General features: G+C 71.0%; 31 protein-coding genes. 13 read left to right on the top strand and 18 right to left on the bottom strand.

The features are described from left to right. The first annotated feature begins 13 nt into the window (after nt 1-13). The 9 genes from GXW71_RS07910 (at nt 14) to GXW71_RS07950 (ending at nt 8,076) form a co-directional block, all read left to right on the top strand. A complete protein-coding gene (locus tag GXW71_RS07910; RefSeq protein WP_211851877.1) occupies nt 14-865 on the top strand; it encodes an RNA methyltransferase in 852 nt (283 codons plus the stop codon). Nucleotides 866-902: 37 nt separating this feature from the next. Continuing rightward, nucleotides 903-1,589, top strand: coding sequence for a GntR family transcriptional regulator (locus GXW71_RS07915; RefSeq protein ID WP_211851878.1), 687 nt, complete (start codon nt 903-905; stop codon nt 1,587-1,589). A 160-nt stretch (nt 1,590-1,749) separates the two neighbouring features. Beyond that, the gene (atzF, locus tag GXW71_RS07920; RefSeq protein WP_211851879.1) at nt 1,750-3,081 is read left to right on the top strand and encodes an allophanate hydrolase; all 1,332 of its coding nucleotides are present in this window, start codon (nt 1,750-1,752) and stop codon (nt 3,079-3,081) included. Next, the gene (locus GXW71_RS07925) at nt 3,078-3,488 is read left to right on the top strand and encodes an allophanate hydrolase-related protein (protein WP_211851880.1); all 411 of its coding nucleotides are present in this window, start codon (nt 3,078-3,080) and stop codon (nt 3,486-3,488) included. The genes atzF and GXW71_RS07925 overlap by 4 nt, the downstream gene beginning before the upstream one ends. Continuing rightward, nucleotides 3,485-4,441, top strand: coding sequence for an ABC transporter substrate-binding protein (locus tag GXW71_RS07930; RefSeq protein ID WP_211851881.1), 957 nt, complete (start codon nt 3,485-3,487; stop codon nt 4,439-4,441). The genes GXW71_RS07925 and GXW71_RS07930 overlap by 4 nt, the downstream gene beginning before the upstream one ends. 28 nt (nt 4,442-4,469) lie before the next feature. Further along, the gene (locus GXW71_RS07935; RefSeq protein WP_211851882.1) at nt 4,470-5,315 is read left to right on the top strand and encodes an ABC transporter permease; all 846 of its coding nucleotides are present in this window, start codon (nt 4,470-4,472) and stop codon (nt 5,313-5,315) included. Then, entirely contained in the window at nt 5,308-6,081 is a 774-nt protein-coding gene (locus GXW71_RS07940; RefSeq protein ID WP_211851883.1) for an ABC transporter ATP-binding protein, read from the top strand. The genes GXW71_RS07935 and GXW71_RS07940 overlap by 8 nt, the downstream gene beginning before the upstream one ends. Beyond that, complete coding sequence (gene atzD / locus GXW71_RS07945) at nt 6,078-7,181, top strand: cyanuric acid amidohydrolase (protein ID WP_211851884.1); 1,104 nt, start codon at nt 6,078-6,080, stop codon at nt 7,179-7,181. Before GXW71_RS07940 ends, atzD begins: the two co-directional genes overlap by 4 nt. Before the next feature lie 10 nt (nt 7,182-7,191). Next, a complete protein-coding gene (locus GXW71_RS07950) occupies nt 7,192-8,076 on the top strand; it encodes a polysaccharide deacetylase family protein (protein ID WP_211851885.1) in 885 nt (294 codons plus the stop codon). A gap of 41 nt (nt 8,077-8,117) precedes the next feature. Here the strand turns inward: GXW71_RS07950 and GXW71_RS07955 are convergent, their stop codons facing one another. Next, nucleotides 8,118-8,534 carry a hypothetical protein gene (locus tag GXW71_RS07955; RefSeq protein ID WP_211851886.1) on the bottom strand — a complete coding sequence of 139 codons (417 nt, stop codon included), beginning with the start codon at nt 8,532-8,534 and terminating at the stop codon, nt 8,118-8,120. Nucleotides 8,535-8,647: 113 nt separating this feature from the next. Continuing rightward, nucleotides 8,648-8,899 carry a hypothetical protein gene (locus GXW71_RS07960; protein WP_246526381.1) on the bottom strand — a complete coding sequence of 84 codons (252 nt, stop codon included), beginning with the start codon at nt 8,897-8,899 and terminating at the stop codon, nt 8,648-8,650. 183 nt (nt 8,900-9,082) lie between these two features. Here GXW71_RS07960 and rpsD point away from each other — a divergent pair, with 183 nt between their 5' ends. After that, complete coding sequence (rpsD, locus tag GXW71_RS07965) at nt 9,083-9,700, top strand: 30S ribosomal protein S4 (protein WP_211851887.1); 618 nt, start codon at nt 9,083-9,085, stop codon at nt 9,698-9,700. Between the two features lie 115 nt (nt 9,701-9,815). Here the strand turns inward: rpsD and grxD are convergent, their stop codons facing one another. Genes grxD through purL form a run of 3 tightly spaced genes read right to left on the bottom strand, consistent with a single transcriptional unit; the run spans nt 9,816 to nt 12,609 of the window. Beyond that, nucleotides 9,816-10,154 carry a Grx4 family monothiol glutaredoxin gene (grxD, locus tag GXW71_RS07970; RefSeq protein ID WP_211851888.1) on the bottom strand — a complete coding sequence of 113 codons (339 nt, stop codon included), beginning with the start codon at nt 10,152-10,154 and terminating at the stop codon, nt 9,816-9,818. Nucleotides 10,155-10,164: 10 nt separating this feature from the next. Then, nucleotides 10,165-10,398, bottom strand: coding sequence for a BolA family protein (locus tag GXW71_RS07975; protein WP_211851889.1), 234 nt, complete (start codon nt 10,396-10,398; stop codon nt 10,165-10,167). 3 nt (nt 10,399-10,401) lie between these two features. Beyond that, entirely contained in the window at nt 10,402-12,609 is a 2,208-nt protein-coding gene (purL, locus tag GXW71_RS07980; RefSeq protein WP_211851890.1) for a phosphoribosylformylglycinamidine synthase subunit PurL, read from the bottom strand. A gap of 237 nt (nt 12,610-12,846) precedes the next feature. Here purL and GXW71_RS07985 point away from each other — a divergent pair, with 237 nt between their 5' ends. Continuing rightward, nucleotides 12,847-14,346 (top strand): LCCL domain-containing protein, encoded by a 1,500-nt coding sequence (locus GXW71_RS07985; RefSeq protein ID WP_211851891.1) that lies wholly within the window; start codon nt 12,847-12,849, stop codon nt 14,344-14,346. An 8-nt stretch (nt 14,347-14,354) separates the two neighbouring features. On the opposite strand, the gene purQ is transcribed toward GXW71_RS07985, so the two are convergent. From purQ to bla, 5 genes are all read right to left on the bottom strand, one after another. Beyond that, on the bottom strand, nt 14,355-15,056 hold the full coding sequence (gene purQ / locus GXW71_RS07990) for a phosphoribosylformylglycinamidine synthase subunit PurQ (RefSeq protein ID WP_211851892.1): 702 nt from the start codon (nt 15,054-15,056) through the stop codon (nt 14,355-14,357). After that, complete coding sequence (locus GXW71_RS07995) at nt 15,053-15,301, bottom strand: hypothetical protein (RefSeq protein WP_246526382.1); 249 nt, start codon at nt 15,299-15,301, stop codon at nt 15,053-15,055. The genes purQ and GXW71_RS07995 overlap by 4 nt, the downstream gene beginning before the upstream one ends. A gap of 4 nt (nt 15,302-15,305) precedes the next feature. Next, the gene (gene purS, locus GXW71_RS08000; protein ID WP_211851893.1) at nt 15,306-15,545 is read right to left on the bottom strand and encodes a phosphoribosylformylglycinamidine synthase subunit PurS; all 240 of its coding nucleotides are present in this window, start codon (nt 15,543-15,545) and stop codon (nt 15,306-15,308) included. A gap of 64 nt (nt 15,546-15,609) precedes the next feature. After that, nucleotides 15,610-16,374 (bottom strand): phosphoribosylaminoimidazolesuccinocarboxamide synthase, encoded by a 765-nt coding sequence (purC, locus tag GXW71_RS08005; protein WP_211851894.1) that lies wholly within the window; start codon nt 16,372-16,374, stop codon nt 15,610-15,612. A gap of 282 nt (nt 16,375-16,656) precedes the next feature. Continuing rightward, nucleotides 16,657-17,517 (bottom strand): class A beta-lactamase, encoded by an 861-nt coding sequence (bla, locus tag GXW71_RS08010; RefSeq protein WP_211851895.1) that lies wholly within the window; start codon nt 17,515-17,517, stop codon nt 16,657-16,659. A 109-nt stretch (nt 17,518-17,626) separates the two neighbouring features. Here bla and GXW71_RS08015 point away from each other — a divergent pair, with 109 nt between their 5' ends. Beyond that, nucleotides 17,627-18,505 (top strand): LysR family transcriptional regulator, encoded by an 879-nt coding sequence (locus GXW71_RS08015; RefSeq protein ID WP_211851896.1) that lies wholly within the window; start codon nt 17,627-17,629, stop codon nt 18,503-18,505. Nucleotides 18,506-18,517: 12 nt separating this feature from the next. Here GXW71_RS08015 and GXW71_RS08020 read toward each other — a convergent pair whose 3' ends face one another. The 8 genes from GXW71_RS08020 to GXW71_RS08055 all read right to left on the bottom strand — a co-directional run bounded on the left by GXW71_RS08020 (nt 18,518) and on the right by GXW71_RS08055 (nt 24,738). After that, nucleotides 18,518-19,759: an amidohydrolase gene (locus GXW71_RS08020; RefSeq protein ID WP_211851897.1), complete on the bottom strand. Its 1,242-nt coding sequence runs from the start codon at nt 19,757-19,759 to the stop codon at nt 18,518-18,520. Nucleotides 19,760-19,788: 29 nt separating this feature from the next. Then, complete coding sequence (locus GXW71_RS08025; RefSeq protein WP_211851898.1) at nt 19,789-20,712, bottom strand: 2-dehydropantoate 2-reductase; 924 nt, start codon at nt 20,710-20,712, stop codon at nt 19,789-19,791. A 50-nt stretch (nt 20,713-20,762) separates the two neighbouring features. Beyond that, a complete protein-coding gene (locus GXW71_RS08030) occupies nt 20,763-21,593 on the bottom strand; it encodes a PhzF family phenazine biosynthesis protein (RefSeq protein WP_211851899.1) in 831 nt (276 codons plus the stop codon). 50 nt (nt 21,594-21,643) lie between these two features. Further along, nucleotides 21,644-22,399 (bottom strand): AraC family transcriptional regulator, encoded by a 756-nt coding sequence (locus GXW71_RS08035; RefSeq protein WP_211851900.1) that lies wholly within the window; start codon nt 22,397-22,399, stop codon nt 21,644-21,646. 21 nt (nt 22,400-22,420) lie between these two features. Continuing rightward, nucleotides 22,421-22,846 carry a GNAT family N-acetyltransferase gene (locus GXW71_RS08040; protein ID WP_211851901.1) on the bottom strand — a complete coding sequence of 142 codons (426 nt, stop codon included), beginning with the start codon at nt 22,844-22,846 and terminating at the stop codon, nt 22,421-22,423. 88 nt (nt 22,847-22,934) lie between these two features. After that, complete coding sequence (locus tag GXW71_RS08045) at nt 22,935-23,708, bottom strand: enoyl-CoA hydratase-related protein (RefSeq protein ID WP_211851902.1); 774 nt, start codon at nt 23,706-23,708, stop codon at nt 22,935-22,937. Between the two features lie 77 nt (nt 23,709-23,785). After that, nucleotides 23,786-24,514, bottom strand: a complete 729-nt coding sequence (locus GXW71_RS08050) for a tRNA1(Val) (adenine(37)-N6)-methyltransferase (RefSeq protein WP_211851903.1) — start codon at nt 24,512-24,514, stop codon at nt 23,786-23,788. Next, on the bottom strand, nt 24,511-24,738 hold the full coding sequence (locus GXW71_RS08055) for a putative signal transducing protein (protein ID WP_211851904.1): 228 nt from the start codon (nt 24,736-24,738) through the stop codon (nt 24,511-24,513). The genes GXW71_RS08050 and GXW71_RS08055 overlap by 4 nt, the downstream gene beginning before the upstream one ends. Nucleotides 24,739-24,830: 92 nt before the next feature. Between GXW71_RS08055 and GXW71_RS08060 the strand changes: the two genes are divergently transcribed. Next, nucleotides 24,831-25,847 (top strand): polyprenyl synthetase family protein, encoded by a 1,017-nt coding sequence (locus GXW71_RS08060; protein ID WP_367617266.1) that lies wholly within the window; start codon nt 24,831-24,833, stop codon nt 25,845-25,847. Nucleotides 25,848-25,855 lie beyond the last annotated feature (8 nt).

Below are 25,855 nucleotides of genomic sequence, written 5' to 3' on the forward strand. Positions count from 1 at the left end.
CGAGGAGGTTCCGATGACCGGCCGCGATGGCGGCGCCGATCTGGTGCCGCCGCCGGGCGAGAGCCCGGTGGTCGTCCTGGTGCGGCCCCAGCTCGCGGACAATATCGGCGCCGCCGCCCGCGCCATGGCGAATGGCGGGCTGTTCCATCTGCGGCTGGTCGCGCCGCGCGACGGCTGGCCGCAAGAGCATGCCTGGCGCATGGCCTCCGGCGCCGACCGCATCCTCGATGCGGCGCAGGTCTTCGACAGCGTTGAGGCGGCGGTCGCCGATTGCCACCATGTCTTCGGCACCTGCCCGCGGCCGCGCCACGTCATCGTCCGCACCCTGACCGCCCGTGCCGCCGCGGAGGATCTGCGCGCCCTCAACGCGCGGGATCAGCGCGTCGCGGTGCTGTTCGGACCGGAGCGGGCGGGGCTGACCGCGGAGGACCTCGCCTGCTGCGACACGCTGGTGCGCTATCCGCTCAACCCCGCGCATATGTCGCTGAACCTGGCGCAGGCGGTGATGATCCTTGCCTATGAATGGTGGACCGCGGCGGAGGCGACGCCGCCGCGCCTGCTCGTCACCAACGAGACGCGGGTCGCGACCAAGGGTGAGCTGGAAGCCTTCCTGGAACGGCTGGTCGCCGAGCTCGATGCCAGCGGCTTCCTCGACACCGAGCACAAGCGACCGACCATGGTGCGCAACCTCCGCCACTGGTTCCAGCGCGGTGCGGTGACCGAGCAGGAACTGCGCACGCTGCATGGCGTGGTGACCGAACTCTCGCGTGGCCGCATGACGCGCGGCCGGCTGCCGGAGCCTGACCCGGCACCGCCCTGGGGCGGGGCAGGAGAGGCGGACGAGGGACAGATCCCGCGCCGGTGAATCACCCGGGCTGGCGAAGATGCTCTAGTCTTGGGCCATGGACGCCTCTGCCGCCCCATCGAGTCCCCGCCGGCGCAGCCGCCTGTCGCGCCCGACCCATGCCGAAGCCCTGGCGACGCAACTGGCCGAGGCGATTGTCGGCGGCGAGCGCCCGCCGGGCACCGCGCTCGAGGAACTGCAACTCGCGGCCGAATTCGGCGTCTCCCGCACCCCGGTGCGCGAGGCGCTGCGGCAACTGGCGGCAACCGGGCTGGTCGAGCATCGTCCCCGCCGCGGCGCCGTCGTCGCCCGGCCGGATACGGCGCGGCTGCACGGCATGTTCCAGGTGATGGCGGAGCTGGAGGCGATGGTCGCGACCCTTTGCGCCAGCGCCATGCCGCCGCGCGAGCGGCGCGCGCTGGAGGTATTGCACGGCAGCATGGCGGAGATGGTGCGGTTTTCGCGTCTCGCCGAGTATCGCGCCGCCAATGTGGAATTCCATCGCCGGCTCTATGCCGGATCCGGCAATGCCTATCTGGCGGAGTTGGCCGGCGCGACGCGGCAGCGCCTGGCCCCCTTCCGGGGCGCGCAGCTCGAGGCGCCGGAGAGGCTGCGGCGCTCCCACGCCGAGCATGGGGAGATCCTGACCGCGATCGCGCGCGGGGATGGGGCGACGGCCGCGGCGGCCGCCCGGCTGCATCTTCGGCTGACCGAGGAAGCCTGGGCGCTGATGGCCGGCATCTGAGTAAAAATAAGGCAGAATCCATCCAATCCGGGCGTTGTGCATACACGAAGAGCCGATGATGCCAGGGACTTCCCTGTTAACTTCTTGAGTTGGAACAATTTCTGGGCTTCCGTGCTCTGGCACGCACATTGCTGTGTTCCCAGGCCTGGGGAACGCGCCGATGCCTGCTCCGCCGACCGACATAGCCGGCTATCGCACTGCCTATGAGGGCGGCATGCGCCCTGCTGACCTGCTGGCCGCAGCCCATGCGGCCATTCAGGCCTGCCCAGATCCCGGCGTCTTCCTCGATGTGACGCCGTTGCCGGGGCTGCTGGCGGAAGCCGCATCGCTGCCGCCCTTCGACCCGGAGCGCTTCCCCCTTTGGGGCGTGCCCTTCGCGGTGAAGGACAATATCGATGTATCAGGGCGGCCGACGACCGCGGCCTGCCCCGCTTTCGCCTATCTGCCTGGGACGGATGCGCCGGCGGTGGCGCGGCTGCGCGCGGCGGGTGCGATTCCGGTCGCCAAGACCAATCTCGACCAATTCGCGACCGGGCTGGTGGGCGTGCGCACACCGCACCCGGTGCCGCGCAACACCGCAGCCCCCGATCGCGTACCCGGCGGTTCCAGCTCCGGCAGCGCGGTCGCGGTGGCGCTCGGCCTCGTGCCCTTCGCCCTCGGCACCGATACAGCCGGGTCGGGGCGGGTGCCGGCGGCGCTGAACGGCCTGGTCGGCCTCAAGCCATCGCCCGGCGTCGTCTCTGTTCGTGGCGTGGTGCCGGCCTGCCGCAGCCTCGACTGCATTTCCGCCTTTGCGCGCGACGTCGCCGGCGCCTGGACGGTCTTCGACGCAATGCGTGGCTATGACCCGGAAGATCCCTATGCGCGCGCCGCTGCGCCCGACGATCCGTCGCCGATCGCGCGCCTGGGCATTCCCGACACCGCCACACTGATCTTCGACGAGGCGGAGGCGCGGCATGCCTGGGACGCGGCCCTGCCCACGCTGCAGGGCGCTGCGCCGGCCGTGTCGCCGGTCTCGGTCGCCGACTTCCTCGCCATCGCGCGGATGCTCTACGAGAGCGCGCTGGTCGCCGAGCGCGATGCCAGCTTCGGGGGTTTCGTGCGCGCGAACCCCGCGGCGACCCATCCGGTGGTGCGCGAGATCACGCTCGGCGCCGACCGGTTCACCGCGACCGACGCCATCCGCGCCATGCACCAGCTCGCCATCCTGCGCCGCCGGACAGAGGTAGTCTGGGAGCAGGTGGAGGCGATCGTCCTCCCCTCGGTCCCGCAATTCCCGACGCTCGCGGCGCTGGAGGCCGATCCGATCGGGCCCAACGCCCGGCTCGGCACCTACACGAATTTCGTGAACCTGCTCGGGCTCGCGGCGATCGCCGTCCCCGGGCCGCTGCGGCCGGACGGCTTGCCGGCAGGCGTCACCTTCATCGGCCCCTTTGGCTCCGATGCGCGCCTCGCACGCCTGGCCGCACGCTTCATGGGAGAGGCGGCATGATCGAGATCGCGGTCGTCGGCGCGCATCTCTCGGGACTGGCCCTGAACCATGAGCTGACCACGCGCGGCGGCGCGCTGCTGCGCGCCGTCGCGACCGAACCCTGTTACCGCTTTTTTGCGCTGGCCGGCGGGCCGCCGCGCCGTCCCGGCCTGCTGCGCACCGCGGCGGGGGAGGGCTTCGCCATCGCGACCGAGGTCTGGGCGCTGCCGCCGGAAGGCTTCGCGGCTTTCGTCGCCGCGGTGCCGCCGCCGCTCTGCATCGGCACCCTGCTGCTCGCCGATGGCTCCCGCCCCAAGGGCTTCCTCGCCGAACCCGAAGGGCTGCGGGGCGCCGAGGAGATCAGCCGTCACGGCGGCTGGCGCGCCTTTCTTGCATCCATCGCCGAACAGAAGGAGGCCGTTCCATGATTCGTCGCCGTCACCTCATCACGGGCGCCGCCATCGCGCCGCTCGCCGTCCCGCATCTCGCGCGCGCCCAGGCAGCCCGCACCGTGAAGATGGGCTCGCTGCGCCTGATCCATTCGATGACGCCGCATTTCTACCAGCGCTTCGCGCCGCAGGGGCTGACCGTAGAGATCATCACCTTCGACAGCCCGACCGACGGCAAGAACGCGGTCGTCACCCGCTCCGTCGATTTCGGCGGCTTCGGCATCGCGGCGGCGACGCTCGGCGCCGCGGCGGGTGAACCGATCGTCGTGGTCGGCGCCTTCTGCAACCGTGGCATGGGCATCGTCTCGAAAGCGGGCAGCGAGCTCCGCACGCTGCGCGACCTGCGCGGCAAGCGCATCGGCATCTGGCCGGGCTCGACGCAGGAGGTCTTCATCCTCGACCGTCTCAGGAGCGAAGGCATGACGGTGCGCGACATCACCGCGGTGCGCGTGCCCTTCGGCGAGATGCACGCCATGCTCCAGCGCGGCGACATCGACGCCTATGTGGGCGCCGAGCCGGGCCCCGGCCTCTCGCTCTCCTCCGGCATCGGGCAGCTCGTCGAATACCCCTACGGCACCGCGATGGGCGGGCTGAACATGATCTTCGGTACCAGCGAGCAGATGATCGCCCAGGATCCGGCCCTGGTCACCACCATGCTGCGCATCCATCGGCAGGCCAGCGAGTACATGGCTGCCAATCCGCGCGAGGTGGCGGAGGCGACGGTGCGCATCCTCGGCGCGCCGCGCGGGGCCGTCGACAATGCACTCGGCGCGCAGAACGTCGAATACATCTGGCGCCTGGATGAGACCGTGGTTCGCCAGTCGCGCACCTATGCGCAGCGCATGCTCGACCTGCGCCAGATCCGCCGACTGCCGGATTTTGCGAAGTTCCTCAATCCGCGCTTCTCCAACGAGGTCGCGGCGGCCGCCTGAGGCAGAACCGGAAGGAGAGGGGGCCGCCATGTCGCAAGCCGTCGCCGAACCCGTGCCCGCGGCACGGCGCGTGCCGCCCTTCAGGCGTTTGCTCGACAGCGCGGGGACGGTTGGCCTCGCGCTGATCGTGCCGTTGCTGCTGCTGCTGTTCTGGCATCTGGCGGTGGCCGGGGGGATGACCCAGCTCATCCCCTCGCCCTATGACGTCGCGGAATACATGGTGGACTTCGCCTGGGGCGGCATCTGGGACGATGCCTTCTCCGGCACCTTGCTCATCCACCTCGTCGCCTCCGCGACCCGAGTCTATGGCGGCTTCGCGCTGGCCGCGCTCTGCGCTGTGCCGCTCGGCATCCTGATCGGGCGGGTGCCGCTGATCCGCGACCTGCTCGACCCTTTCCTGCAGCTCATGCGGCCCATCCCGGTCACTGCCTGGCTGCCGCTCTCGATGATCCTCTTCGGGCTCGGGCCGCGCTCGGCTTTCTTCCTGGTCTTCCTCGGGGCCTTCTACCCGATCCTGCTCAACACCATCTTTGGCGTTCGCAGCGTCGAGACGCGGCTGTTCGAAGCGGCGTCGATGCTCGGCTGCCGGGGCAATGCGCAGTTCTTCAAGGTGGTGCTGCCGGCCTCCCTGCCATCCATCTTCACCGGGCTCCGCCTCGGCCTCGGGCTCGCCTGGTTCGTTATCGTGGTCGGCGAGATGACCGGCGTGCCGCAGGGCCTCGGCGCCGTCATCATGGATGCGCGGACCTTGTCGCGCACCGAGCTCGTCATCTGCGGCATGATCGTGATCGGTATCGCCGGCTTCATCTCCGATCGCATCGTTCTCGCCCTGATGAACCGCCTGCTTCGCTGGAGCCCGCAGCATCATGGTTGAAATTCCCATCCTCGAGGTGAAGAACGTCTCCAAGCGCTTCGTGCTGCAGGGCCAGAGCATCGACGCGCTGCGCGACGCGAACCTGACCGTGCGCAAGGGCGAGTTCATCTGCTTGATCGGCGCTTCCGGCTGCGGCAAGTCGACCCTGCTCCGCATCGTCGCCGGCTTCGAGCAGCCGACATCGGGGGAGGCGCTGATGTGGGGCAAGCCGGTCCTGGGCCCGGCGCCCGACCGCGGCATGGTGTTCCAGGATTACGGCCTGTTTCCCTGGCTCACCGTGCGCCAGAATATCGGCTTCGGCCCGGCCTCCCGCGGGCGCCCCAAGGCGGAGGTGCGGGAGACCGTCGACCGCTTCGTGGAGATGGTCGGGCTGACGCGCTTCGCCGATGTCTGGCCGCACCAGCTCTCGGGCGGCATGAAGCAGCGTGTCGCGATCGCGCGGGTGCTGGCGAATGACGCCGAGATGGTGCTGATGGACGAGCCCTTCGGCGCGCTCGATGCCATGACGCGCGAACGCCTGCAGGACGAGCTGCTGGAGATCTGGCAACGCACGGGCCTGACGGTGCTCTTCGTCACCCATTCGATCGAGGAGGCGATCTTCCTCTCCAATCGGGTCGTGGTGATGGAGCCAGGCCCCGGCCGCATCGCCAGCACCCATGAGGTGGAGCTGCCGCGCCCGCGCGATGTCGCGAGCCCCGAATTCAACGCCGTGCGCCGCGTCCTGAGTGCCCGGCTGCACAGCCATCACGCGCCGAAGGCGGCATGATCCGCCGCGCGGCCGTTCATCGCGTCGCGATGCGCCACCCCGGCGACGTCGCGGCCATTGAGGCGCTGTTCGACGCCGGCGTGCCGGACCCGCGCGATGTCGTCGCCATCCTCGGCAAGACCGAGGGCAATGGCTGCGTCAACGACTTCACCCGGGCCTTCGCGGTGCAGTCGCTGACCCAGATGCTCGCGGTGCGACTCGGCACCGCGCCGGCCGAGGTTGCGCACCGCGTCGCGATGGTGATGTCCGGCGGCACCGAGGGCGGGCTGTCGCCGCATTTCCTGGTCTTCAGCGTCGGCCGCACCGATGCTGCGGCGAATCCCGCCGGTGCACTCGCCATCGCCACCGCCTTCACCCGCGATTTCGCGCCGGAGGAGATCGGCCGCATGGCGCAGGTGGAAGCCACTGCCGAGGCCATCCGGGCCGCCGCTTCCGGCATGGCGGAGATCCACTACGTCCAGATCAAATGCCCGCTGCTGACCACGGAGCGCATCGCGGAGGCCGCATCCCGCGGTGCCACCGTCGCGACCCACGACACCTATGCCTCGATGGGCCTGTCGCGCGGCGCCTCGGCGCTCGGCGTCGCGCTGGCGCTGGGGGAGGTCGCGCGCGACGCCCTGGCCGATGCGGCGATCGGCAGCGACACGGCGCTCTATTCCGGGCGCGCCGGCACCTCGGCCGGTGTCGAGCTGATGCGCAACGAGATCATCCTGTTCGGCATGAGCCCGGACTGGGCGGGCGACCTCGTCATCGCCCATGACGTGATGGCGGATGCCATCGACCTGCCCGCGGTGCAGCGCGCGCTGCGCGCCGCCGGTCTGGATGCCGGCGGCGGGCAATTGCCGGACGCCGAGCAGGCGCGCCTGGTGGCCGTTCTGGCCAAGGCGGAGCCATCCTCGGATGGCCGCATCCGCGGCGCGCGGCACATCATGAACGAGGACAGCGACATCAACGCCACGCGCCATGCCCGCGCCCTGGTCGGCGGCGTCATCGCTGCGGCCACCGGCCGCACCGCGCTCTTCGTCTCCGGCGGCGCCGAGCACCAGGGGCCGGATGGTGGCGGCCCGGTCGCGGTGATCGCGCGGCGCGCAGATCTATAGGGAGCCCACCATGCCGCAGCGCCCCGAGCAGCGCCTGGCTTACACCGCCGCGATCGACCGCCCGGCACTGACGCTGCCCGGCGGCGCGAAGCTCGCCATCTGGCCCGTGGTGAATGTCGAGCACTGGCTGATCGACAATCCGATGCCGCGCCAGGTGCTGTCACCGCCGACCGGCGCCGCCCTGTTGCCGGACGTGCCGAACTGGGCCTGGCATGAATACGGGATGCGGGTCGGCTTCTGGCGCTTCGCCGATGCCTTCGCCAGACGCGGCATCCGGCCGACCCTCTCCTGCAACGCCTCGGTCTGCCTGGAATATCCCCGCGTCGCCGCGGCCGCGCGCGATGCCGGATGGGACTTCATGGGCCATGGCTTCCATCAGGTGCCGACGCATCGCATCGAGGATCAGCGGGCGATGATCTTCCGCAGCGTGGAGACGATCGCCGCCTTCACCCAGGCGCCGGTGCTGGGCTGGCTCGGCCCAGGCCTCACGGAGACGCTGGAGACGCCGGACCTGCTGGCCGAAGCCGGCATCCGCTATCTCGGCGATTTCCCGGTCGATGATCGCCCGTCGCGCATTGCGACGGCGCATGGGCCGCTGGTAGCACTGCCCTATCCGGTCGAGCTGAACGACATCCCGGTGGTCATGATCCAGCACCATGCGGAGGAGGAGCTCGGCCGCCGCGCCATGCTCGCCGCGGCCCGGTTGCTGGCGGAAGCGGAGACCAGCGGGGCGCGGGTGATGGGGATCGCGGTGCACCCCTATATCTCCGCGGTGCCGCACCGGATTGCCGCCTTCGAGGCGATGCTGGACAGCCTCGCGGCCCTGCCGGGGGTGGTGTTCCGGCAGGGCCGCGACCTGCTTGACTGGTATCTCGCGAGCGGCGATCCCGCCTGACACGGGCCGTTGCCGGCCCGCATCCGTCCAGCGGTGCCCGCTTACTTCGTGATGCGCGGGCCGCCGAGCCCGCCGCCGGGCTGGCCGCCGCCCGGCTGGCCGCCGCCGGTCTGGGCGCCGCCGCTGCCCGACCAGGCCTCACGGATGCGCTCCAGCACCGGGGCGGTCGCCTGGGTATTGTCGCCGGCGACGGTCGCCACCACGACGCCCGCGGACGGGACGCAGTAGATGGTCGCGAGCGTCGTGCCGTCCTGCGGCTCGGCGCCGACGCTGGCATTGCCGGTCCCCAGCACGCGCAGCCCGGCGCGCTCGAAGACCTCGCGCGCCCGCTGGTGGCAGTCCGGCATCGGACTGTTGCGGCCGATCGAAAAATGGATCTGGCTGACGCCATAGGCGTTGGCCTGGCTCAACGGCAGCGCCGCGAGGGCGGTGACGAAGCAGAGAGCGGTGAGGCGCATCGACGGAGCTCCCGAACGGTTCTTGCTGACAAAACCTAGAACGTTGCGTGGCCGGTAGTGAAGCCGTGGCTGATGAAATTCGCTGAAAGAGTCCAGGAAGTGATCGCAATCGTTCAGCGCAGGCCGCTGTCCACGCGCCGCGCCAGCCGGCGCGCGAGCAGATAGCCGATGATGCCGGAAAGCGGTGCCGCTGGCAGCACCAGCAGCCAGCCAATATGCGCGCCCTGCACGGCGAGCCCGAGCCCGACCCCGAGCATCAGCCCACCCACGAGGCTGCCCATGACCCCCGCGGTCAGGCCGAGGACCAGGATTTCTTCGCGCGTCACCATGGCGCCGGAGTAGGGGCCCGGCCCATGGTTTGACAAGCCCCGGAGGCGCCCCTATAGCCGCGCCTCTTCCCGGGAACGTGGACGGGCCGGGGCATCGCGCATGCGCATGCCCTCGCGGCCTGCGCCCGCCAGGGTCCGTCCGGGACCCAGGACTACCGGGACAACAGAGCGACGAGGCCCTGGCAAGGGGTCCGCGCGACGACGACGAAGGACACGCGCATGACGAAGCGCGCCGAAAGCAAGTACAAGATCAACCGCCGCCTTGGGGTGAACCTCTGGGGCCGGGCGAAGAGCCCCGTCAACAAGCGGGACTACGGGCCGGGCCAGCATGGCCAGCGCCGCAAGAACAAGCCGACCGACTTCGGCATCCAGCTCATGGCGAAGCAGAAGCTGAAGGGCTACTACGGCAACATCGGCGAGAAGGCATTCCGCAAGTATTACGAGGAGGCCGTGCGCCGCAAGGGCGACACCTCCGAGAACCTGATCGAGCTGCTGGAGCGCCGCCTGGACGCCGTGGTCTACCGCATGAAGCTGGCGGTGACCCCCTTCGCGGCCCGCCAGTTCGTGAACCACGGCCATGTCACGGTGAACGGCAAGCGCCTCAACATCCCGTCCTACATCGTGAAGGACAATGATGTGATCGAGGTGAAGGAGAGCTCGAAGCAGCTCGTCGCCGTCCTCGACGCCGCCCAGAGCGGCGAGCGCGAGGTGCCGGAGTACATCGAGATCGACCACCGTGCCATGAAGGGCCGCTTCCTGCGCGCGCCCAAGCTCTCGGATGTGCCCTACCCCGTGCAGATGGAGCCGAACCTGGTCGTCGAGTTCTACTCGCGCTGATCCGGCTGCCCTGACGCGATATCGAAAGGCCCGGGACCGATGGTCCCGGGCCTTTCTTCTTTCTCAGCCGGCTTGCGGGGCGCCGGCCTCGAGGGCAGGCGCCAGCCCGCGAGGCTTAGGCCTCGGCCTTGTGCGGCACGCCTTTTTCGGCCAGCAGCGCGGAGAGCTCGCCGGACTGGAACATCTCGGTGACGATGTCGCAGCCGCCAACGAACTCGCCCGCGACATAGAGCTGCGGGATGGTCGGCCAGTTGCTGAAGCTCTTGATGCCCTCGCGCAGCTCCATGTCCTCCAGCACGTTCACGCCCTTGAAGGGCACGCCTATGTGGGAAAGGATCTGCACCACGCGGGCGGAGAACCCGCATTGCGGAAAGACCGGCGTGCCCTTCATGAAGAGCAGCACGGGGCTCTGGTCGATTTCGCCCTGGATGCGGGCGTGAACGGCTTCGGTCATCGCTGTGTCCCTATTCCGGTGCGGCCGTCTGCAGGGCGAGGGCGTGCAGCACGCCCCCCATGCGGCCCTGCAGGGCAGCGTAGACGATCTGGTGCTGCTTGACGCGGGAGATGCCCCGGAAACTCTCGGAGATGACGGTCGCGGCATAGTGGTCGCCGTCGCCGGCGAGGTCCTCGATCGTCACCATGGCGTCGGGGATCGCCGCCTTGATCAGCGCTTCGATCTCCGCCGGCTGCATCGCCATGCCTCAACCCCCCATCAGCGCCGGGAGCGTCGCCTCATGCGCCGCCCGCAGCTCGTTCACGGATATGGAACCTTGACCGTCCAGCGCCAAGGCCCCACCGCCGGTGCGGCCCAGGCGATAGGCCGGCACCCCGGCACCCGCGGCGGCGATCTTGAGGTCATCGGCGCTGGCCACGGCCACGACGTAGCGGCCCTGATCCTCCCCGAACCAGAAGGCATGCGGCGGGATGGTCTCCGGCGCCGGCTCCAGCGCCACGCCGACGCCCTTGCCCATCGCCATCTCCGCGACCGCGACCAGCAGCCCGCCATCGGAGACGTCGTGGCAGGCCGTGATGGTGCCATCCAGGATGCGGGCGCGGACGAAATCGCCGGCGCGGCGTTCGGCCGCCAGGTCGACCGGCGGCGGCGCCCCTTCCTCCCGCCCCGCGATCTCGCGCAGCCAGAGCGACTGGCCGAGCCAGCCATGCGTCTCGCCGAGCAGCACGAGGTCGAGCCCGGCGTCGAAGGCGAGGCCGATCGCCTGGGCCGCATCCTCCAGCACGCCGACGCCGCCGATCGCGGGGGTGGGTAGGATCCCGCGGCCCTCGGTCTCGTTGTAGAGCGAGACATTGCCGGAGATCACCGGGAAGTCGAGCGTATGGCAGGCGGACGCCATGCCACGCACCGCGGCGGCGAACTGGCCCATGATCTCGGGCTTCTCGGGGTTGCCGAAATTCATGTTGTCGGTGATGGCGAGCGGTTGGGCGCCGACCGCGGTCAGGTTGCGCCAGGCCTCGGTCACCGCCTGGCGGCCGCCCTCCTCGGGGTCCGCGTAGCAGTAGCGGGGCGTGCAGTCGGTGGTCATGGCGAGCGCCCGTTTGCGGCCCTCGATCTTGACCACGGCGGCGTCGGCGCCGCCCGGGCGCTGCACGGTCTGACCGTTCACTAGGCTGTCATACTGGTCCCAGATCCAGCGGCGGGAGCAGAGGTCGAGCGAGCCGACCAGCGACTTCAGCGCCGGCAGCACGCCGACCGGATCGGGGATGTCGCCGGCCTCGAGGATCGGGGACCTCGGCGTGTCCGCGATCGGGCGGCGGTAGAGGGGGGCTTCCGATTCCAGCGGCGCCAGCGGGATGTCGGCTTCGACCACGCCGTTGTGGCGGATGACGATCCGGCCGCTATTGGTCAGGTGGCCGATGACAGCGAAATCCAGCTCCCACTTGCGGAAGATCGCCTCGGCCTCGGGCTCCCGCCCGGGCTTCAGGATCATCAGCATGCGTTCCTGGCTCTCGGAGAGCATCATCTCGTAGGCGCTCATCCCCTCCTCGCGCTGGGGGACGCGCTCCATGAACAGCTCGATGCCGACGCCGCCCTTGCTGGCCATCTCCACACCGCTGCTGGTGAGGCCGGCCGCGCCCATGTCCTGGATGGCGACGATGGCGTCGGTCGCCATCAGCTCCAGGCAGGCCTCGATCAGCAGCTTCTCGGCGAAGGGGTCGCCGATCTGCACGGTCGGGCGCTTCTCCTCGCTGTCGGCGCTGAATTCGGCGCTCGCCATGGTGGCGCCGTGGATGCCGTCGCGGCCGGTCTTGGAGCCGACATAGACGACCGGATTGCCGACGCCGGCGGCGGCGCTGAGGAAGATGCGGTCGGAATGGGCGATGCCGACGGTCATCGCATTGACCAGCGGGTTGCCGTTGTAGGCGGGGTGGAAATTCACCTCGCCGCCCACCGTCGGCACGCCGACGCAATTGCCGTAGCCGCCGATGCCGCGTACCACGCCGTCGATCACCTGCTTCATGCGCGGCGCGTCGGGGCTGCCGAAGCGGAGCGCGTTGAGGTTGGCGATTGGCCGCGCGCCCATCGTGAAGACGTCGCGCAGGATGCCGCCGACCCCCGTCGCCGCGCCGTTATAGGGCTCGATGTAGCTCGGGTGGTTGTGGCTCTCCATCTTGAAGACCGCCGCCAGCCCCTCGCCGATGTCGATGACGCCGGCATTCTCGCCCGGGCCCTGGATCACCCAGGGCGCCTTGGTCGGCAGCTCCCGCAACCAGACGCGGGAGGATTTGTAGGAGCAGTGCTCGCTCCACATCACGCTGAAGACGCCGAGCTCGGTGAGGGAGGGGGTGCGGCCGAGGATGACCAGCACCCGCTCGTACTCCTCCGGCTTCAGGCCGAATTCGGCGGCAAGCTGCTGGGCGCGGGCGGCGTCGAGGGGGGCGGGGGCGGACATAACCGCGTTGTCGGCAGGCGCGCGCCGAATGTCCAGGGGGGCCTTCGTCACGGCCCGCAGAGCGGAGGCGCATGGCGTTCATCGCAGCTTGCTGCGACCTCATCCCCAGAGGTGGGACGAGCGTCCACCTCTCGGATACACGGTGACGTGCTCGGGCGGAAGCCAAAGCGTTGCAGTTTCGGATCGACGACTGCGGCGGCCATCGGCGATGCTGGCGACCGGTCATGGAGGTGGACGATGCCGGGTTTCAGGGGCCTCGCGATTCTTCTGCCAATGCTGCTGCTGGCCGGGGTTGGCGACGCCTTCGGGCAGGGCAAGCCGCCCGCCGCATCGGCCGAGCCCGCGCCCTCGGCAACCGCGGCCCCGACGCAATGCCCGGACGACATGACGTCCTATGCCGGCAGCGACGAGGTGCTGACCTGCATCTGCCCGGCGGAGCAGGTGGCGCGCGGTTCGGTCTGGGGCACCGACACCTATTCGGGTGATTCCGCGACCTGCCGGGCAGCGCTGCATGCCGGCGCGGTCGGCCGGCAGGGCGGCACGGTGACCTTGCGGATGCTGCCGGGCCAGGCCCGCTATCCCGGGACCACACGGCGCGGCGTGGAGAGCATCAGCTTCGGCGCCTACCGGTCGAGCTACCGCTTCGAGAATGTCGCGCCGGCTGCCGCGCCAGGGACCGCCGCGTCACCATCCGTACCCCCTGCCGTGGCCGCGGCCCCGACGCAGTGCCCGGACGACATGACCTCCTATGACGGCAGCGACGAGGTGCTGACCTGTGTCTGCCCGGCGGAGCAGGTGGCGCGCGGTTCGGTCTGGGGCACCGACACCTATTCGGGTGATTCCGCGACCTGCCGGGCAGCGCTGCATGCCGGTGCGGTCGGCCGGCAGGGCGGCACCGTGACCTTGCGGATGCTGCCGGGCCAGGCGCGCTATCCCGGGACCACGCGGCGCGGCGTCGAAAGCATCAGCTTTGGCGCCTACCGGTCGAGCTACCGTTTCGAGAATATCGCGCCCGCGGCCCAGGCCGCGGCGCCGGCCGCCAGCGGTCCGACGCAATGCCCGGACGACATGGCCGTCTATGCGGGCAGCGACGAGACGCTGACCTGCCTCTGCCCCGGGGAAGCGACGCTGCGCGGGTCGATCTGGGGGAGCGATACCTATTCGGCGGATTCCGCCACCTGCCGCGCCGCAGTGCATGCCGGCATCATCCCGCTGACCGGCGGCACGGTGTCCCTGCAGATGCTCCCCGGCCAGCCGCGCTATATCGGCACCACGCGCCGGGGCGTACAGAGCATGAGCTTCGGCGCCTACGGCGCGAGCTACCGTTTCATGGGCGGGCAGGCGGCAGTGCAGGGCAGCGGCCCGGTGCAGGCGCCGGTCGCCGAGACGCTCCGCCGCACCGGGCAGGTGCAGCTCTACATCACCTTCCGCACCAATTCGGCCGATCTCGATCTCTCGGCCGCGGCGGTGCTGGCACAGCTACGGGAGGCGTTGGCCGCCGATCCCGCGCTGCGCCTCGGGCTGATCGGCCATACCGACAACCGCGGCTCGGCGGCGATCAACATCCCACTTTCCTACCGGCGCGCGGAGGCGGTGCGGCAATGGCTGGTCGCCTCCGGCATCGATGCCGGGCGGCTCAGTGCGCTGGGGCGCGGGCAGGACGAGCCGATCGCGGACAATGCGACCGAGGACGGCCGGTCGCTGAACCGGCGCGTGCAGGCGGTGAGGGCGCCGTAGCGCCGCTCTCAAGCCGTCTCGGCCAGGCTCTCCACAAGGCTCTCGAACATCGGCAGCCCATCCTCGCCGCCCATCAGCGGGTCCACCAGATCCTCCGGATGCGGCATCAGGCCACACATCCGGAGGTTGGGGGAGAGGATGCCGGCGATGTTCCGGGCGCTGCCGTTGCGGTTGGCCTCGGGCGTCACCTCGCCGCGATCGTCCACATAGCGGAAGGCGACCAGGCCCTCGCCCTCCAGCCGGTCGAGCGTCGCCTCGTCGGCGAAGTAGTTGCCGTCGCCATGCGCCATCGGCGCGCGGAAGGTCGCACCCTTCTGCCAGCGGCCGGTGAAGGGGGTGCCGGCACGCTCCACTCGCATGCGGCAATCCATGGAGAGGAAGCGCAGCGTCGCGTTGCGCAGCAGCCCGCCCGGCAGCAGCCCGGCCTCGATCATGATCTGGAAGCCGTTGCAGACACCGAGGACCAGGCCGCCACGATCGGCATGGGCGCGCACCGCCGCCATGATCGGCGACTGCGCGGCCATGGCGCCGCAGCGGAGATAGTCGCCATAGGAGAAGCCGCCCGGCAGCACCACCAGATCGGTGCCCGCCGGCAACTCGGTCTCGCGGTGGAACAGCATCGCCGGCGCATGGCCGGAGGCGCGCTCGAGCGCGATCTTCATGTCGCGCTCGCGGTTGGTGCCGGGGAAGACGATGATGGCGGCCTTCATGGCATCGATCCCTGTTGCAGAACGCGGAGCCAGTGCAGCCCGCCCATGATCGCGATGGTCGCGACGGCGGCGAGGGCTGCGGCGGTGATGTAGCGGTTGGCCTTCGCCTTGATGCCGCCGATGAGGCCGAGGCGCTTCGGCTTCTGATGGCCCAGGTGCACGGCGCGCTCCTCGCGCCAGCGCAGCCCGATGGCGATCAGCACCGTGAGGGCGACCATGACCACCAGGCTGAGCTTCATCGGCATCGGATCAGGCGGTCTCCACGCGGAAGCTCTCGATGACGGTGTTGGCCAGCAGCTTGCGGGCCATCTCCTCCGCCGCGGCGCGGGCCTTGGCGGGATCGGTCTCGGCGACGTCGAGCTCGATCACCTTGCCGGCGCGCACGTCGTTGACGCCGCCGAAGCCGAGGGTGCCGAGGGCCTGAGCGATGGCTTTGCCCTGGGGGTCGAGGACGCCGTTCTTCGGCATCACGGTGACAAGCAACTTCATGGTTCAGACCTCCGATTCACGTCTCCGGTGCTCGCCTCCGGCTCCGCCCTGCGACGATCGGAGGTCATTGCATCGCCTCCGGCCCCTTCATGTCGCGCACGCCCGCCTCGGGCAGGATGCCGAGGCGGCGGGCCACTTCCTGATAGCCTTCCTCGACCTTGCCGAGGTCGCGGCGGAAGCGGTCCTTGTCCATCTTCTCGCCGGTCTTGCTGTCCCAGAGGCGGCAATTGTCCGGGCTGATCTCGTCGGCGAGGACGATGCGCATCTCCTCATTCTCGAAGAGACGGCCGAATTCCAGCTTGAAATCCACCAGCGAGATGCCGACGCCGAGGAAGAGGCCGGTCAGGAAGTCGTTCACGCGCAGCGTCAGCGCCACCACGTCGTCGAGGTCCTGGGTCGAGGCCCAACCGAAGCAGGTGATGTGCTCCTCGCAGACCATCGGATCGTTCAGCGCGTCGTTCTTGTAATAGTATTCGATGATCGAACGCGGCAGACGGGTGCCTTCCTGGATGCCAAGGCGGGTCGCGAAGGACCCGGCGGCGACATTGCGCACCACGACCTCGAGCGGGATGATCTCCACCTCGCGGATGAGCTGCTCGCGCATGTTCAGGCGGCGGATAAAGTGCGTGGGTATGCCGATCTCGGTCAGGCGCGTCATCAGGTATTCGCTGATGCGGTTGTTGAGCACGCCCTTGCCGGTGATGATGCCCTTCTTCTGCGCGTTGAAGGCGGTGGCATCGTCCTTGAAGTACTGGACCAGGGTGCCTGGCTCGGGTCCCTCGAACAGGATCTTGGCCTTGCCCTCAAAGAGCTGTCGGCGTCGCGCCATTGAATCAGAATCCTTGCGGCCGCCGGGCGGGGGGCGCCTGACGGAAATCAGGCGCCGTATAGCAGCGGCGGGGTGGGGGCGCCACCGGGGCGGGTCTGCGCTTGACGCGGGTCGGCGGCGCGTGGCGGTTCCGTGGGCCCGCCGCCGACGCAGGTCATCGTTACGCCGTGGCCGATTCCAGCGCCGGCCGTTTGCGGAGCAGCCAGCAGGCCATTCCGGAAGACGATGTTCCAGGGCGCGGCATCGCCATGGCCGATGATGTCCCAGCGCGCCCCCCCCGCCTCAGGCGAGTGCCGCCGCGACAGCGCGGCCGACCGCGGCGAGGCTGGCATCGCGCCGCTCCGGGGACGCGGCAGCACTGGTGAGGAAGGCTGCGACCAGCACCGGTGCGCGGCCTGGCGGCCAGAGGATCCCGACATCGTTGCTGGTGGGGCTGTGGGTCCCGGTCTTGCTGCCGATCCGCCAGCCCGCGGGCAGCCCCGCCTTCAGCCGCGTATCATTGGTGCGGCAATCCAGCATCCAGCCGAGGAGCTGCGCCCGCGACGGCGCGGAGAGGCGATCGCCGAGCGCCAGCGCCTGCATATCCGCGAGCATGGCGGCGGGGGTGGTGGTGTCCCGCTCATCGCCGGGCGGGACCACATTCAGCTCCGGCTCGAAGCGGTCGAGGCGGGTGACGGCGTCGCCGATGCTGCGCAGCCAGGCGGTGAGGCCGGCGGGGCCGCCGATGGTCGGCAGCAGCAGGTTCGCGGCGGCATTGTCGCTGATCGTCGTGGTGGCGGCGCAGAGCTCGGCCAGCGACATGTCCCGGCCCACCCGAGTCTCGGTGACCGGCGAATGCGCGATCAGCGCCTCGCGCGGGATGCGGATGCGGCGGTCCAGGCTCTCCTGCCCGGCATCGGCGCGGGCGAGGACGGCGGCGGCGAGCAGCAGCTTGAAGGTGCTGCACATCGGGAACCGCTCCTGCCCGCGATGTGCGGCGCGGAAGCCCGAGCCGGTGTCGAGCACGGCGACGCCGAGCCTGCCGCCGCTCTCCCGCTCGATCCGCGCGAGGGCGGCGGGGAGGGCTTCCTCCGCCGCGCGGGCCTGATGTGCTGCCGTCATGGCCAGGGTTGCGCCGAGGGCGAGGGTCCGCCTGCCGATCATGAAGTCCGCTCCATAAGGGTTCGTGGCGCGGGGAGGTATGGCCGCGGCCGGCAGGCTGGACAAAGCATGATGTCTTGCGCGAGGCATGAGGAAAATTTGGGATTCTGCCATGGTGCGACCGAACCTGCCGCTGAACGCGCTCCGCGCCTTCGAGGCCTCCGCGCGCCACCTGAGCTTCACGCGCGCGGGGCTGGAGCTGCACGTGACCCAGGCGGCGGTGAGCCATCAGGTGAAAGGCCTTGAGGAAATCTTGGGGCTGCGGCTGTTCCGCCGCCTGCCGCGCGGCCTCGCTTTGACCGATGAGGGCGCGGCGCTGCTGCCGGTGCTGGAGGAGGCGTTTCGCCGCATCGGCGCGACGCTCGACCGCTTCGAGGGCGGGCGGGTGCGGGAGGTGCTGACGGTCGGCGCCGTCGCAACCTTTGCGGTCGGCTGGCTGCTGCCGCGGCTGCGTGATTTCCAGGAAGAGCACCCCTTCGTCGACCTGCGCATCCTGACCAACAACAATCGGGTGGACCTGGCGGGAGAGGGTCTCGATTGCGCCATCCGCTTCGGCGACGGCGCCTGGCACGGGACGGAGGCGGTGCGGCTGCTCGACGCACCGCTCTCCCCACTCTGCGCCCCGCCGCTCGCCGAGCGGCTGCGCCAGCCGGCCGACCTGGCTTCGGTGCCGCTGCTCAGGAGCTACCGCGCCGACGAATGGGCGCACTGGTTCGCGCAAGCGGGCGCGGCCTGCCCGGCGCTCCGTGGCGTCGTCTTCGACAGTTCCGTCGCCATGGCGGAAGCGGCGGCGCAGGGAGCTGGTGCCGCGCTGCTGCCGGTCGCGCTGTTCGCGCGCGACCTGCGCACGGGGCGGCTGGTGCGGCCCTTCACGACGGAGATCGCGGCCGGGGCCTATTGGCTGACCTGGCTGAAGTCGCGGCGGGAGACGGTGGCGATGGCAGCATTCCGCACCTGGCTCACCGCGCAGCGAGGGCGGGAGGAAGCGTGAGACGTGCTCAGCTCACCCGGCCCGCGGCGCCGGAATGCCGGCGCCTTGGCCGGCATCGGTGCCCGCCACCGGCCGGCCGGCATGAAAGACCCGGCGACGCGGCGGATGGGTGGCGATCGCATCCGGCACATTCTCGGCCGGCAGGGTGAAGAAATTCGCGGGATGGCCGGGCGCGATGCCGTAGCGCTCGATCCCGAGCGCGGCCGCGCCCTCCGAGGAGATCATCGCGAACAGCTCCTCCAGCAGGTGGTCGTGCCGGAGATCCTCGCGCCAGCCGATCACGGAGGCGCGTTCCAGCATGTCGGCGGTGCCATAGGGGCTCCAGGTATCGCGCACATCGTCATTGCCGCAGAACACGCGCACGCCTGCCCGGCGCAGCAGCATCAGCGGCGGCAAGGTGGCGCTGCCCGCCCCATGCGTGACCAGCGAGACGCCGGAAGACGCCATCAGCGCCGCTGCCGCCTTCTGCTTGGATTCCGGGATTCCGCCCAGGCAGAAGCCATGACTGACCGTCACCTTTCCCTGCATGCCCCGGGCGCGCGTCCGGGCACAGATCTCCTGCAGGCTGTAGAGGCCGAGCTCGCCCGGCTCATGCAGATGGATGTCGATCCCGACCCCCCGCCGCTCCGCCACCGCGAAGATGCCGTCGAGCTGGCCGGCGGGGTCGCGGTCCACGTCGCAGGGATCGATGCCGCCGACCAGATCGGCACCGGCGCGGACAGCGGCATCGAGGAGATCGAGCATGGTGGTGGCGCCCTGGCGCATCACGCCGGCCTGCGGGAAGGCGACGACCTGCACGGTCACCGCGTGTGCATGCGCCTCCCGCGCCTGCAGCACGCCTTCGAGCGCCGACAGGCCGAAGGCGGGCAGGACATCGGCATGGGTGCGGACATGGGCGGTGCCATTGGCCATGCAGCGGCGCAGCAGATACCCGGCGCGCTCGGCCGTGCCGAGCGGCAGCCCGGGCAGGACCCGCTGGTCGGTCTCGATGCGGCTCTGCCGGAAGGGTTCCGCCGCATGGGGCTGCCAGGGCAGGCCGGACAAGGTCTTGTCCAGGTGCATATGGCCGTCGACCAGGCCGGGCAGCAGCAGGTCGCCTTGCAGGTCCAGGACCTCGCGCGCATTGGGGGCCGGGGCACCCGGCTCGAGGATGGCCGCGATGCGGCCGCCGGCGACCGCGATCCGATGGCCCGCGGCGGCCCCATGCGGAAGGCGGAAATTGGTCAGCAGCAGGTCGCATCCATGATCGGTCATCGCAGTGCCTCCCATGCCGGCGCCGGTGTTCAGCCGGCCGTCTTCGCCGCGTCGCTGATCGCCCGCAGCAGGGTCAGCAGCGTCTGGTTGCACGGCGTCGGGATGCCGTGCCGTTCGCCCGCCGCGACGATCGCGCCGAGGATCGCATCGGCCTCCAGCGGTCGGCCGGCGAGGGTGTCGAAATACATCGAGGTGCCGAGGCCCGGCGCATAGGTGAGCAGCGCGGCCATGATGCGCTCCGCCTCGTCCTCGGCAAGCGCCGCGCCCTCGGCGCGCCCGACCGCGACGGCCTCGCCGAGCACCGTGAGGCACAGCGCGTGGATATCGGGGCGCCGCAGCACCGCCTGGCGCTGGCGGGTCAGCGCGGTCATCGGGTTGGCGGCGGCGTTGATCAGCAGCTTCCGCCAGAGCAGCGTGGTGAATTCGGCGCTGGTCGCGACGCGCAGCGGCGTGCCGTCGAAGAGCGCCGCGAAGGCGCGCCCCGTGGCATCGTCCGAAACCGCGACGTCGCGCTCACCGACCGGGGTCAGCCGCACATGGTCGGGCGCCAGCCGCTCGCCATTGTAGTAGACGATCGCCGGGACCACGGCCGCGCCGCCGATGAAGGGCGCGACGCGCTCGGCATGGCCAAGGCCGTTCTGCAGCACCGCGACCCGGGTCGCGGGGCCGCAGAGCCGCTGGAGCCAGGGGCCGATCGCCTCGGTCTCATGCGTCTTGGTGCAGACCAGGACCCAGTCGACCGGCTGCGCCGCATCGGGGCTGGTCAGGGCGCGGAGCGGCAGCGTCGCGCTGCTGCCGGGCCGGTCGAGCGTGAGGCTCTGCAGCGGCCGCCGCACGCAGGCAAATAGATCATGCAGCCCTGCGGTCAGCAGGCATCCGGCGGCGATGCCGCCGATGCTGCCGAGGCCGATGACGGCGATGGTCGACGGGGGCTGCGCTGCTGGGGGCGACATCCCGCAAGTGTGGGTGTGTGCCCGGCACCGTCAAGCGTGGCTGCCGCGCCTCACGCCAGGCGCTCCACGCGGCCGCCGATCCGGCAGCCCGGGCCTTCCGGATCCGGCCGCACCCGGATCTCGCTCGGCCGGCCCATGGCCTCGCCCTGCCGCACGACGATCCCGCCGGAAGGGGCGCCGAGGCCGTGGAACAACGCGGCGGCAGCGATGCCGGTCGCGGCATCCTCGGGATAGCCCGAGCCGCGCGGGAATTGCCGGGCATGCAGGATGCCGCCGGTATCGGCTGCCCAGGGGTAGAGACCGGTCGAGCCGATCGCCGCGCAGGCCGCGCCGACCGCCGCGGGGTCGGGGGCGAGGCGGTGCAGCCGCGCGGGATCGGCGAGCGGGACCAGGGTCTTCACCCGGCTGGTGGCGGCATTGAGCAGCCGTGCGCCGGGCAGCAGGTCTCGCTCCGTGACTCCCAGCGCCCCCAGCACGGCCGGAACCTCCGCGACCTCGGTCGCATGGCCGGCGGGCTGGGTGATCTCGACCGATCCGTCCGGCCCGAAGATCGCCCGCACCGGGCCGGAGAGGGTCTCGATGCGCAGGCCGTCACAGGAGAGCGCCGCTCCCTGCCGCAGCAGCCAGGCCGCGCCGAGCGTCGCGTGCCCGCACATCTCCATCTCATGCGCGGGCACGAAGAAGCGGAAGCCGTAATCGACGGTGGCGGCATCCGCCGGCGGCAGGACGAAGACGCTCTCATGGCCATAGGCGGCGGCGAGCGCCTGCATCGCGGCCGCGTCCATGCCGCTGGCGTCGAGCACCACGGGGCAGGGATTGCCACCGCCCGGACCGGCCGGGAAGACGGAGAGCAGGATGGGCGTGGGCAAAGGCTGTCGCATGCCCCCAGCCTAGACCCCGCCCGGGGCCTGGGCGCGCGCCGGATCGGGCCCTATCGCGCGCCCGATCGGGACGCGGCGGGGGCATGGCCCAGATGCCGGCGGAACAGCCGCGCCAGATGCGATGGCGAAGCGAGGCCGACCGCATGGGCGGCCGCCAGCACGCCTTGCCCCGCGGCGATGCGCCGCGCCGCCTCGCGGGCGCGGAGCTCTCCGAGATGATCGGCGATGCTGGCACCGATGTGCCGGCGAAAAAGCCGGGTGAGCTGCCGGCGGGAGATCCCGAAACGGGCCGCCAGGTCGTCCAGCGCCTGCGCCTCGTGCAGCCGGGCCCGGAGATGGTCCGCGACCGCCTGCGCCAGCGCGGCGCCGTGCTGCGCCGGCACCGGCGCGGGGGCGTTGCCGCAGGCTTCCTCCAGCAGCAGGCGCTCGGCGAGCCCCGCCCGCGCCGAGCCTTCCGGCACCGCGTCGCGATAGGCCAGCAGCGGGAGCATGCGGGGCGGCAGTGCGCCGAGACGCCAGCCGCGCGGTGGCAGCCAGGCCGCGAGGCGGGCCGGGCGCGCATAGAGCACGATGTGCCGATGCGCGGCATCCGCCGCACGGGTGCGATGGCCGACACCCGGCGCGACCAGCAGGGCTTCGCCGGGGCGGATCACGGAAGGCCGCCGCACCCCCTCCAGCGCGCAGAGCATGCGCCCCTGCCGGGGCAGGAGCAGCATGGCGCAGTCATGCGCATGCCAATCGGTGGCGTAGTCGCCGCCCGTCACGGAAGCGGCGGCCCAGTCGTCCTGCTGCAGGGCGAAGACCATGGCCGATTCCCCAACAGGTTCTCAGATCGAGCGCTTGTACCAGAAGGCATTGGCCAGCGGCGCCATGCCCATGCGGTGATAGAAGCCGACGGCATCCGGCATCGAGGCCAGGACCAGGCTGACCTTCGGCCCGAGCTGGCGGCGCGCCTCCTCCAGCAGCCCCTTGCCGATACCGAGCCCCTGCACCGAGGCGGAGACCGCCAGTTCCGAGAGGTAGCAGCACCAGGCGAAATCGGTGACGGCGCGAGCCACGCCGACCAGCGGCGTGCCGGGCTGGTCGAGCCGCGCCGTCAGCACCAGGTCGGCGGCCGCGAGCATGGCCTGCAGCCGGGGCTCGTCATCGACCGGGCGGGTCGCACCGAGGCCGGATTCCTCCAGCACGCGCCGGAACTCGGCGACGTCCAGCGCCGATTCCCGGGCATAGAGGATGCGGGGCGGCTCGCTCATGACCGAAGACTGCCCGACCCACGGCGCGACGCCGAAGCAGTTTCTGGGCCGGGGATGCCGGTGACGCGTCTTTGACGGCTGCCGAGGCTCATGACGTCAAGCGGGAGAAATCCGGCGGCCGGCGCTCTGCAAAGGCCTGGAAGGCCTCGCGAGCCTCGGCGCTCTGCAGGCGTTCGCCGAAGATCTGCCGTTCGCCGCCCATCCGCGCCAGAATGCCCGCGACATCGCGCATCAGCCGTTTGGTCGCGAGCACCGCTCCCAGCGGCCGTTCCGCCAGCGCCTTCGCCGCGGCACGCGCGGCGGGCAGCACCTCCGCCGCCGGCAGGGCCTTGTTGGCGAGGCCGAGCGTGAAGGCCTCGGCGCCGGAAAGGCTTTCGCCGAGCGCGAACATGGCGAAGGCACGCGCATGGCCGATGCGGAGCGGCAGCAGCAGGCTCGACGCCGCTTCCGGGACGAGGGCCAGGTTGACGAAGGGGGTCGAGAGCTTCGCCGTCTCGGCCACATAGACCAGGTCGCAATGCAGCAGCATCGTCATGCCGACGCCGACGGCGAAGCCCGGCACCGCGGCGACGATCGGCTTCTCCGCGCGGCCCAGCGCCTCGATGAAGCGGAAGGCCTCCGGCTCGCGCCGCTCGCCGCCGGCGGCGGCGGCGGCGAAATCGGCGATGTCGTTGCCGGCCGTGAAGGCATCGCCTTCCGACCCGAACAGGACGACCCGGATGCTGCCGTCGGTCTGCGCCGCCTCCAGCGCCTCGCGCGCGGCGCGGTACATGGCGTTGGACAACGCGTTCTTCTTTTCCGGGCGCGCGAAGAGGATCTCCAGCACCGGCCCGTCCCGCCTGACCTCGATATGCTCGCTCATTCCCTGGCCTCCCTGGCTTGCTTCGACATACGCCTTTTTGTCGCCGGCCGCGCCCGCACGGCCTGTGGTCTACGGATTCACAGCGGCAGCGCCGCGCCGTCGCGCAGCACCGCCTCCGCTTCCGGGGTGAAGCCGTCCTCCGCATGCAGCACGAAGGGCGGCAGCACCCGGGCCGGGCCGCGGCCCTCGCGGCGGCCCTGCAACAGCACGCGCTTGGCGGGCTGGCCGGCGCGGGGCGCGAGCGGCAGCAGGACGAGAGAACCGAAACCCGCTTTGCGCAGTGCGGCGACGCCGGCATCGAAGCGGGCGGCCGGCAGAATCAGGGTCGCGCTGCCGCCCGCGGCGACGGCGGCGGCCAGAAAGCGCGCCCAGGCATCGAGCCCGGCGCCGCGCTCATGCGTGGCCGCGGCGCGCAGCGCCTCCGGCGGCGCGGTGCCGCCCGGCCAATAGGGCGGATTGGCGAAGCCGTGGCGCAGGGGGCCAAGGGTGCGGGCGAGGGCCGCATCCGCGACATCGCCGATCGCGACGCGCGCCGGCACGCCGTTGATCTCGGCATTCCCCGCGGCAAGCGCCGCCATGGCAGGCTCGCGTTCCACCGCCGCGACGCGGATGCCGGGAACACGCGCGGCGAGGCAGAGGAAGGCAGCGCCGCTGCCGCAGCCGGCCTCGATCACCGCTTCCCCACCGCGCGCCGGGACCGCGGCCGCGAGCAGCACGGCGTCGAGCCCCGCCCGCAGGCCGCGGGCGCGGGGCTGGATCAGGCGCACGCGGCCGCCGAGCAGCCCATCCTCGGTGGTGTCGTTCATGCGGCTCCGTCGGCCCCGCCATCCTCGCCGGCCTCGCGCAGCACGGCGAGCGCGCGGTCGGCGTCTTGCTCCGCAACCGCGAGGCGGCGGGGAAAGGCGCCGATGCCGCCTTCCACCGCGCTGATGTGCTGGTCGAGCACCACTGTCCCGATCCCCGCATCGGCGAGCAGCGCGGCAAGGAAGCCGAGCCGCACCGGATCCGTCGTCCTGGCCACCACACGCATCTCGTTTCGCCTTGTTTTCCCAGCATTTCCCGCGCCTTGCCGCTGCGGGACCCCATCGGTATGGTGCCGCCAGCAAACCGGGGTCAAGCTGTGTGAACGCGTCCGCCATTCGCCCGAAAGACACCACCGGCGAGGGCGCGCTGGAGGCGCTGACCGCGCTGGTGGATGCCGATATCGCGGCCTGCAACCGCCTGATCGTGGAGCGGATGCAGAGCCCGGTGGCGCTGATACCGCAACTCGCCGCGCATATCGTCGCGGCGGGCGGCAAGCGGCTGCGGCCGCTGCTGACCCTCGCCGCCGCCCGACTCTGCGGGCATGAGGGCACGCGCCATATCCGGCTCGCCGCCTGCGTGGAGTTCATCCACACCGCGACCCTGCTGCATGACGACGTGGTGGACGAAAGCGCGCTGCGCCGCGGCCAGGCCTCCGCCAACGCGCTGTTCGGCAACAAGCCTTCGGTGCTGGTGGGCGATTTCCTGTTCGCGCGCGCCTTCCAGCTCATGGTGGAGGATGGGTCGCTCGACGTGCTGGCGATCCTTTCCGCGGCCTCCGCCACCATCGCGGAAGGGGAGGTGCTGCAACTCGTCATCCAGAACGACACCGCGTCGACCGAGGCGCAGTATCTGGAAGTGATCGAGGGCAAGACCGCGGCGCTCTTCGCCGCGGCGACCGAGGTGGGCGGCGTGGTCGCGGACCGGCCGGCGGCGGAGCGGGCGGCGCTCCGCGCCTATGGGCGGGCGCTCGGCATTGCCTTCCAGCTCATCGATGACGCGCTCGACTACAGCGCGGAGCAGGCGAAGCTCGGCAAGACCGTGGGCGACGACTTCCGGGAAGGGAAGATCACCCTGCCGGTCCTGCTCGCCTTCGCCCGCGGCACGGAGGAGGAGCGCGCCTTCTGGCACCGCACCATCGAGCAGCGTGAACAGACCGATGCCGACTTGGAGCGTGCGACGGCGCTGATGCGCGACCGCGGCGCGCTCGCCGACACGGTCCGGCGCGCGGAGGATTACGGGGCGGAAGCGCGGGCGGCGCTCGGGCTCTTCCCGGACAGCTTGGCGCGCCAGGCGATGATCGGCATCATCGATTTCTGTATCGCCCGCGCGCGCTGACGGCGCCG

Origin of the sequence: Plastoroseomonas hellenica (assembly GCF_018129085.1) — a bacterium.
GTDB classification, from domain to species: domain Bacteria; phylum Pseudomonadota; class Alphaproteobacteria; order Acetobacterales; family Acetobacteraceae; genus Plastoroseomonas; species Plastoroseomonas hellenica.